At 68.8% G+C, this 8,856-nt stretch carries 6 protein-coding genes; 1 reads left to right on the top strand and 5 read right to left on the bottom strand.

What is annotated here, in order from left to right:
• Positions 1 to 75: 75 nt before the first annotated feature.
• Genes ACZK5D_RS12940 through ACZK5D_RS12925 form a run of 4 tightly spaced genes read right to left on the bottom strand, consistent with a single transcriptional unit; the run spans position 76 to position 5,267 of the window.
• The gene (locus tag ACZK5D_RS12940; protein ID WP_458995790.1) at positions 76 to 951 is read right to left on the bottom strand and encodes an ATP-binding cassette domain-containing protein; all 876 of its coding nucleotides are present in this window, start codon (positions 949 to 951) and stop codon (positions 76 to 78) included.
• Positions 948 to 2,750 carry a dipeptide/oligopeptide/nickel ABC transporter permease/ATP-binding protein gene (locus ACZK5D_RS12935; RefSeq protein ID WP_458995789.1) on the bottom strand — a complete coding sequence of 601 codons (1,803 nt, stop codon included), beginning with the start codon at positions 2,748 to 2,750 and terminating at the stop codon, positions 948 to 950. The genes ACZK5D_RS12940 and ACZK5D_RS12935 overlap by 4 nt, the downstream gene beginning before the upstream one ends.
• Positions 2,747 to 3,688 (bottom strand): ABC transporter permease, encoded by a 942-nt coding sequence (locus tag ACZK5D_RS12930; RefSeq protein ID WP_458995788.1) that lies wholly within the window; start codon positions 3,686 to 3,688, stop codon positions 2,747 to 2,749. The genes ACZK5D_RS12935 and ACZK5D_RS12930 overlap by 4 nt, the downstream gene beginning before the upstream one ends.
• 16 nt (positions 3,689 to 3,704) lie before the next feature.
• Positions 3,705 to 5,267, bottom strand: coding sequence for an ABC transporter substrate-binding protein (locus ACZK5D_RS12925; RefSeq protein ID WP_458995787.1), 1,563 nt, complete (start codon positions 5,265 to 5,267; stop codon positions 3,705 to 3,707).
• A gap of 139 nt (positions 5,268 to 5,406) precedes the next feature.
• Between ACZK5D_RS12925 and ACZK5D_RS12920 the strand changes: the two genes are divergently transcribed.
• A complete protein-coding gene (locus ACZK5D_RS12920; protein WP_463665575.1) occupies positions 5,407 to 6,123 on the top strand; it encodes a TetR/AcrR family transcriptional regulator in 717 nt (238 codons plus the stop codon).
• Positions 6,124 to 6,191: 68 nt separating this feature from the next.
• Here ACZK5D_RS12920 and ppdK read toward each other — a convergent pair whose 3' ends face one another.
• Positions 6,192 to 8,840, bottom strand: a complete 2,649-nt coding sequence (gene ppdK, locus ACZK5D_RS12915; RefSeq protein WP_463665574.1) for a pyruvate, phosphate dikinase — start codon at positions 8,838 to 8,840, stop codon at positions 6,192 to 6,194.
• Positions 8,841 to 8,856: the final 16 nt, after the last annotated feature.

Below are 8,856 nucleotides of genomic sequence, written 5' to 3'. Positions count from 1 at the left end.
TTTTTTGGTGGTTTTGTGTGTGGGGTTGGGGGGTTGGGGGCCTCGTCTTTCTCCCCCCCCCCGACAGGGTGACGCTCAGAGCGCGTCGAGCTCCAGGCCGGCGCCGGCCTGCTGCTTCATCTCGGCCTGCTCGGCGAGCATCCGCAGGCGCTGCGCGCGGCGCGCCTCCTGGCGGTCCGGGTCCGGCACCGGGGCGGCCATGAACAGCCGCTGGGTGTAGGGGTGCTCGGGGTGCTTGGTGACCGCGTCGACCAGGCCGGACTCGACGATCTCGCCGCGGTACAGCACGGCCACGCGGTGGCTGACGTGCCGCACCACCGCGAGGTCGTGCGTGACGAAGAGCAGCGCCACGCCGGTGGCCTCCTGGATCTCGACGAAGAGGTCCAGGACGCGGGCCTGCGTGGACAGGTCGAGGGCGGAGACGGCCTCGTCGGCCACGATCAGCTTCGGGTCCAGCGCCAGGGCCCGGGCGATGGCGATGCGCTGCCGCTGGCCGCCGGAGAACTCCTTGGGGAGCCGGCTGCCGGCGTCGGTGGGCATGTGGACCTTGTCCAGCAGGTCCTTGACCCGGGCGCGGGCAGCCTTGCCCTCCACACCGTTGGCGGTGAGTGGCTCGGCGAGGATCTGCTCGATCGTCATCGACGGGTTGAGCGAGGAGTACGGGTCCTGGAACACCACCTGGATGTCCTTGGCCAGCTTCCTGCGCTCCCGACGGTGCAGGTGCGAGATGTCCTGGCCGTCGAAGGTGATCGACCCGCCGCTCACCGGGGCGAGCCCGAGGACGGCACGGCCGAGCGTGGTCTTGCCCGAACCCGACTCACCCACGAGCCCCACCGTCTCGCCCGGCATGATGTCGAGGGAGACGGACTTCAGGGCGTGGAACGGCTTCCGGCCGCCGCCACCGGGGTAGATGACGTCGAGGTCCTTGACCTCCAGCAGTGGCCGGCTCATGAGACGCCTCCTTGGACGAGCGGCGGGCGGACGGGGCCGTCCTCGTCGAGCATGGCGTCGAGGAGGGAGCGGGTGTAGTCGTGCTTTGGGGCCTTGAAGATGGAACGGACGGGCCCGGTCTCCACGATCAGACCCTCCTTCATCACCGAGACGCGGTCACAGAGGTCGGCCACCACGCCGAAGTTGTGCGTGACCAGGAGAACGGCCATGTGGAACTCGCTCTGCAGGTCCCGGATGAGGTCCAGCACCTCGGCCTGGATGGTGACGTCGAGCGCCGTGGTGGGCTCGTCGGCGATGAGCAGGTCCGGGTCCGAGGACACCGCGCCCGCGATGAGGACGCGCTGCGCCATGCCGCCGGAGACCTGGTGCGGGTACGCGTTGAACGTGCGCTCCGGCTCGGGGATGCCCACCCGCTCCAGCAGTGCGAGCGCCCGCGCCTTGGCGGCCTGCTTGTCCAGGCCCTGGGTCTTGCGGAGCGGCTCGACCAGCTGGCTGCCGATGGTGAACATCGGGTCCAGGTTGCTCATCGGCTCCTGCGGGATGTAGGCGATCTTCTTGCCACGGACCGCGGCATGCCCGCGGGTGGTGCCCGAGACCAGGTCCGTGCCCTCGAAGACGATGGATCCGCCGAGGACCCGGCCGCCGGTGGGCAGGAGCCCCAGGACCGCGAAGGAGGTCTGGGTCTTGCCGGAGCCGGACTCGCCGATCAGGCCGTGCACCTCGCCGCGCTTGATGGTGAGGTCCACGCCGTGGACCACCTCGATGACGCTGCCGTTGGGCTGGTCGTAGCCCACCCGCAGGTCCTTGACCTCCAGCAGCACCTCCCCAGTGCGCTCGGCGGTGCGGGCGTCGTCGTCGTGGCGCAGCGTGGCCGGGTTGGCCGGCCTGTCCGCGAGCGCCGACGGCTTGCGCTTCTTCCGGCCCGCCGTCGCGGTGCGCTCCAGGGCGTCGCGCATGGCGTTGGCCAGGAGGGTCAGCGAGATGGTGGTGAGGCCGATGGCCAGGGAGGGCCAGAGCATGTTGATGGGCTGGCGGTACATGACCTCGAACCCGTCCTTGAGCATCGAGCCCCAGGTGGGGGTCTGCGGGTCGCCGATGCCGAGGAACTCGAGGCCGGACTGGATGGCGATGGCGATGGCCATGATCATCGAGGCCTGGATGATGATCGGCGCACGGACGACGCCGAGGATGTGCCGGCTCATGATGCGCGCGTCGGACAGGCCGGCCACGCGGGCCGCGTCGACGTAGAGCTCCTCACGCACCGCGCTCACCGAGGCGTACACCAGGCGGTAGAACGACGGGCTCATGAGGAGGCCGAAGATGACCATGGACCAGTACACCGACGGCCCGACGACGGCGCGGGCGGCCAGCAGGACGATGATGCCCGGCAGCGCCATGGTCAGCGAGGTGACCCAGGTGAACGTGGTGTCCAGCCAGCCCTTGTAGTAGCCGGCCAGGAGGCCCGCGGTGACGCCGATGAGCAGGGCCACGATCAACGCGACGAGCGCCGCGGAGATGGAGATCTGGGTGGCGGACAGGAGCCGGGAGAAGATGTCGCGGCCGGCGCCGTCGAAGCCCAGCAGCGAGCCGTCGCCGGCGGGGGCCAGGATCTTGTAGGCGTCTGCCTTGTTGCCGTCGAGGGGGGCCAGCAGGGGCCCGAAGACGGCGGCGAGGCCGACGAGGGTGAGGAAGCCGATGGCCACGACGGCCACGGGGTTGCGGAACACTCGCCGCAGGACGCCGGACTTCTTCGCGGCCGGCGCGGCCACGGGGATCTGGAGTGGTGCTTCTTGGCTCATCCGAGTCTCACCTTCGGGTTCAGCAGGCCTTGTGCGATGTCGATGACCAGGTTGACGATGATGACGATGATGGCCGTGGCCACCACCAGCCCCATGACCATGGGGATGTCGCCCTGGGTCGTGGCGCCGACGGAGAGCTGGCCGAGGCCCGGCATCTGGAACACCTGCTCCACGATGACCGCACCGCCGAGCATGCCGATGAACTGGACGTTGAGGACCGCCAGGGCGGGGCTCAGCGAGTTGCGCAGCACGTGCTTGAAGACCACGCTGCGGGTGTCGAGGCCTCTGGAGCGGAGCGTACGGACGTAGTCCTTCTGCAGCGCGTCGACGACGGAGCCTCGGATCTGCTGGGCCACCGAGGACGAGCCGCCGATGGCCAGCGCCGTGATGGGCAGCGCCACCGACCGGGCCCACGGCCCGAAGCCTTCCCGCAGGGGACTGAATCCTGTGGCGTTGAACCAGCCGAGTTCGATGGCGAACACGAACACGAGGCCCACCGCGATGAGGAAGCCGGGAACGGCCATGCCGAGCACGGTGAGGAACTGGATGCCGCGATCCACCCATCCGCCGGACAGCGCGGCCAGGACGCCGAGGATCACCGCGACCACAGCCGTGATGAGGGTGGCGCCGATGACCAGCGAGAGGGTGACCATCAGGCGGCTGGTGACGCCGTCGATCACGAGCTGCCCGGAGAACCAGGAGCGTCCGAAGTCACCCGTGACGGCGTTGCCGAGCCAGGTGACGTACTGCTCCCAGAGGGGGCGGTCGAGGCCCAGCTCGGCCGCCTTTGCCGCCACCTGTTCCTGGGTGGCGGTCTGCCCGACGAGGCGGCGCGCGATGTCGCCGCCGCCGAGATACAGCAGGAGGAAGGCCAGGGTGGTGATGGCGAACACCAGCACCACCCCGGCGATCAGCCTGCGTCCGATGAAACGCAGCATCTGTCCCAGTTTCCGATCAGGCGGGCTTGGTGTCGTAGAGGTTGGGGATGGTGTTGGTGGGGAGCATCTTCACCGTGGTCTCCGGATCGGTGGCCACCACTCCCGTCACGCGGTAGAACGGCGCGAACCAGGCCTCCTCGACGATGTGGGCGTTGAGCTCCTTGATGAGCGCCTCGCGGCGGGCGTCGTCGGCGGTGCGGTACTCGTCCAGGATCGCGGTGACCTTGGGGTCGGCGTACTTGAACGGGTTGAACACGGCGGTCTCGGCGATCATGAACTGGGTGAGCTGCCAGTCCGGGTTCTGCTCGAGCGCCATGAAACAGGCGGAGAACTTCGGCGCCAGGAGGTCGGCGATGAAGTTCTGGCCGGGCTGCACGTCGTTGACGGTGATGTTGAGCTCGGACAGCTGCTGGGCGATGAGCGCGTAGACGGTGCTGCCCAGGATGGGCGAGCTGGGCATGTCCATGGAGAAGCCCGCCTCGTAGCCGGCGTCCTTCATGAGCTGCTTGGCCTTCTCGACGTCGAAGGGGTAACGCTCGTCGAGGGCCTCGTCGTAGGCGGCCGACGTGGGCGGGAACACCTGCGCGGTGACGGTGCCGTAGCCCAGGGCGACGGCCTGCAGCATCGCGGGGCGGTCGAAGACGTGGTTGATGGCCTGGCGGACGCGGACGTCTGCCAGTTCAGGGGTCTGCTTGCCGCCGCGGTCGAGCAGGAGGAGGCCCTGGAAGTCGAGCTCGTTCTTGTTGAGCGTCCATCCGGCGCCCTCGGCCTCCGGGAAGGTCTCGGCGGAGGAGAGCTTGCCGTAGTTGATCTCGCCGGCGCGCAGCGCGTTGAGCATGGCGGTGGTGTCCTGGAAGACGCGCATGACGATGGTGTCGTAGTGCTGCACGTCGGGGTTCCAGTAGCCGTCGCGCTTGACGAAGGTGTAGCTGGTGTTGGTGACCGTGTTGGCGACGTCGAGGGTGTAGGGGCCGGAGCCGACGGGGTTGGTCGGCAGGTCGGCGTTGCCCACAGCGGCGGGGCTGGCCACGAGGCCGGCGGTGCGGGTGAGGTAGTTGAGGAACGCGGGATCGGGCGCGGTGAAGGTCACGACGACGGTGGACTCGCCGTCGGCCGTGATGGTGTCGACGTTGGCCATGTAGCCGGCGTCGGGGCCGGTGCCGGTCTTGAAGCGGTTCATGCTCACGGCGACCGCCTCGGCGTTGAGCTTCTCGCCGTCGGAGAAGGTCACATCGTCGCGCAGGGTCAGGGTGAGGGTGGTCTGGGCCTCGTCGTACTCGAACGCCGTGGCGAGCCAGGGATCGATGGTGTTCTCCGGGGTGGCGACCAGCAGGGTGTCGTACACGGCCTGGTAGTAGGGGAGGCGGTTGCCCCACTCCGCGACGGAGGGGTCGAACGACATCGGCGCGGTGATGAGGCCCATCACGAGCTCGCCCCCGCCGGTGCCGCCACCGCTGGGGGTGGCCCCGCCGGACTGGGTGGAGCCGTTACCGGCGTCGTCCGAGCAGGCTGTGGTGATTCCCAATGCGGCAACCGCGAACGAGGCGGCGCCGAGCCTGAGGAAGTCCCTACGGATCATCTTTGGTCCCTTCAACACTATGGCCGCCGCACCCTTGCTGCGACCTCGTGAGGGAACTCTAGCAAGAAAACCGAGCGAGTGGTAGGTTTTGATATGAAGTCGTTACAATTGTTTGAGATCGCGACCAAAGGGGGTTGCCATGACGCTTTCGCCGATCCTCCCGGATGAGATGCCCAACGGTCCGAGGGGCAACTACCGCAAGACCGCGGTCACCCGCGCCCGGATCCTCGACGCCGCTCTCGAGGTCTTCGGCACGCAGGGCTACGACGCCGGATCGCTGCGGGAGGTGGCGGCTCTGGCCGGCATCAGCCAGGCGGGGCTGCTCCACCACTTCCCCAACAAGGTGGCCCTGCTGTCGGCGGTGATCGAGCGGCGCGACGAGGGCGCCAACGAGCTGTCCATCGGGAGGTCGACGGGCATCGAGGTGCTGGGGTCGCTGGTCGAGTACGCGCGCGAGAGCGCCTTCAAGCCAGGCGAGATCGAGCTGTTCGCGGTCCTGTCGGCCGAGGCGACCAGGCCGGAGCACCCGGCCAACTCCTACATGAGGCGCCGCTACGAGTGGGTCACCGAGATCGCGGTGGAGTCCCTGACGGTGGCCAGGGATGCGGGCCACCTGCGGCCGGGCGTGGACCCGGTGAAGGTGGCCTCCCAGATGTTCGCACTCTGGGACGGGCTCCAGATCCAGTGGCTGCTGAAGGTCAATGACGTGAACGTGGCCGACGGGGTGGAGCACTTCCTGGACCTGCATCTGGTCAAGCCGCTCCGCGAGCTCCTCGACGAGACCCGGACGCGCGGAGACGGCGACCCAGCGCCGCCGCGCAGATCCACCGCGCTTGCGCCTTCCCCCACCACCTGAAGTCCGGCGGTCCGGACAGGACGGGGCCCGGGTCGATGTCCGACCCGGGCCCCGTCCCCCTACGCCTCTCAGCGCTGCTTCAAAACCGCCTTGGCCGCCGCGAAGCGGGCGATCGGCACGCGGAACGGCGAGCAGCTCACGTAGTTGAGCCCCACGGAGTTGAAGAACTCCACCGAGTCCGGGTCACCGCCGTGCTCGCCACAGACGCCGGTCTTCAGCGTGGGCTTCACCGAGCGGCCCTTCTCCACGCCCATCGCCACGAGCTGACCGACGCCCTCGACGTCGATGGTCTCGAAGGGATTGCGCTCCAGCACCCGGTCCATCACGTACTGCGTGAGGAAGCCGTTCTCGGCGTCATCGCGGGAGATGCCGATGGTGGTCTGGGTGAGGTCGTTGGTGCCGAACGAGAAGAAGTCGGCATGCTCGGCGATCTTGTCCGCCACCAGCGCCGCGCGGGGCAGCTCGATCATCGTGCCGACGGTGTAGTCCAGCTCCCGGCCGGCCTTGGCCAGCTCGTCCTCGACAGCCGCCACGACGATGGCCCGCTGGGTGTCCAGCTCCTGCGTCAGCGCCACCAGCGGGATCATGATCTCGACGCCCACGGTCTCGCCCTCACGGTCCAGCACCGCAAGCGCGGCGCGGACGATGGCGCGGGCCTGCATGTCCGGGATCTCCGGGTACAGCATGGCCAGACGGCAGCCACGGGTGCCGAGCATCGGGTTCAGCTCGTGCAGGCGCTTCACCTGGGCCAGCGTCGCCTTCGCGTCCGCCAACTCCTCGGCGTCCCCGCCCTGGAGCTCGAGCCGCTGGACGAGCAGCGACTGCTCGACGAGGTTGGGCAGGAACTCGTGCAGCGGCGGATCGAGGAGCCGGACCGTGACGGGGAGGCCCTTCATTGCCGTGAAGATGCCCTCGAAGTCCACCTGCTGCATGGGCAGGATCTCGGCGAGCGCGGCCGCGCGCTGCTCCGGGCCCTCGGCCAGGATCATCTTGCGCACCGCGGGCAGGCGGTCCTGAGCCATGAACATGTGCTCGGTGCGGCACAGCCCGATGCCCTCGGCGCCCAGCTCGCGCGCCTTGGAGGCGTCCTCGAAGTTGTCGGCGTTGGCGCGGACGCCGAGGCGGCGCACCTCGTCGGCCCACTCCACCACACGGGAGAAGTCTTCGTTGATCTGCGGCGGGATGAGCTCCAGGCCCTCGCCGTAGACGAGGCCCTCGGTGCCGTCGAGCGTGATGATCTCGCCCTCGGCGATCACCCGGTCCCCGATGGTGAGCGTCTTGCCCACGGGATCGATCTTGATCCCCTGGGCGCCCGCCACGCAGGGCTTGCCCATGCCGCGGGCCACCACGGCCGCGTGCGAGGTCATGCCGCCGTGGGCGGTGAGGATGCCCTGGCACACGATCACGCCGTGGATGTCGTCGGGCGTGGTCTCGAAGCGGACCAGGACCACGGGCTCGCCGCGACCCCCACGCTCCGCGGCCGTGTCGGCGTCGAAGACCACCTCGCCGACGGCGGCGCCGGGCGAGGCCGGGAGGCCCTGCGCGATGGCGTCCTTGCCGTGCGACGGGTCGATGGCGGGGTGCAGGAGCTGGTCCAGCTGGCCCGGCTCGATGCGCAGCAGAGCCTGCTCCTTGGTGATCAGGCCCTCGTCGACGAGGTCCGAGGCCACCTTGAGCGCGGCGGCGGCGGTGCGCTTGCCGTTGCGGGTCTGCAGCAGGTAGAGCTTGCCGTTCTCGACGGTGAACTCCATGTCCTGCATGTCGCGGTAGTGCTGCTCCATCTTGTGCATGGTGGCGATCAGCTCGTCGTAGGCCTGGGGAAGCACGTCGCGCATCTCGCCCAGCGGCCGCGGCGTCCGGATGCCGGCCACCACGTCCTCGCCCTGCGCGTTGACCAGGAACTCGCCGTACAGCGACTTCTCGCCCGTCGACGGGTTGCGGGTGAAGCACACGCCGGTCGCGGAGGTGTCGCCGCGGTTGCCGAACACCATCTGCATGATGTTGACGGCCGTGCCGAGGTCTGCCGGGATGTTGTTGGCGCGGCGGTACACCTCGGCGCGCGGGTTGAGCCAGGACTTGAACACTGCGTCGATGGCCCGGTTGAGTTGCTCGACGGGATCTGAAGTCCACTCACCGCCCAGCTGCTCGTTCGAGATGTCCTTGAAGGTCTGGACCAGGCCCTTGAGGTCCTCGGCGGACAGGTCCGTGTCCTGGTCCACGCCGCGCTGGTGCTTGAGCGCGGTGAGCGCGTCCTCGTAGTAGTGGCCGGGAATGTTCTCGACCACCTCGCCGTACATCTGGATGAAGCGGCGGTAACAGTCCCACGCGAAGCGCTCGTTGCCGGACTCCTCCGCCACGGCCGCGACGGACTCGTCGGAGATGCCGAGGTTGAGGATGGTGTCCATCATGCCGGGCATGGAGTGGACGGCGCCCGAGCGGACGGAGACGAGCAGCGGCTTCTCGCTGCCGCCGAGCGTGCGGCCGGTGCGCTCCTCCAGGCGGGCAAGGCCCGCCGCGATCTGGTCCGCCAGACCCTCAGGCCACTCGCCCTTGCGCTTCATGGTCTGGACACACGCCGTGGTGGTGACGGTGAACGCGTCCGGGACGGGAACGCCCACGCGGTTCATCTCCGCGACGCCGGCGCCCTTACCGCCGAGAAGGTTCCGCATCGTCGCGTCGCCCTCCGACAGGTCATAGATGTAACGATCCTCGCTCATGCTGGGGAAATCTCCT

Source organism: Tessaracoccus yangjingae (genome assembly GCF_055326235.1).
Note: the sequence above shows the minus strand (reverse complement) of the source record. Positions and strands in the feature narration are given on the sequence as shown.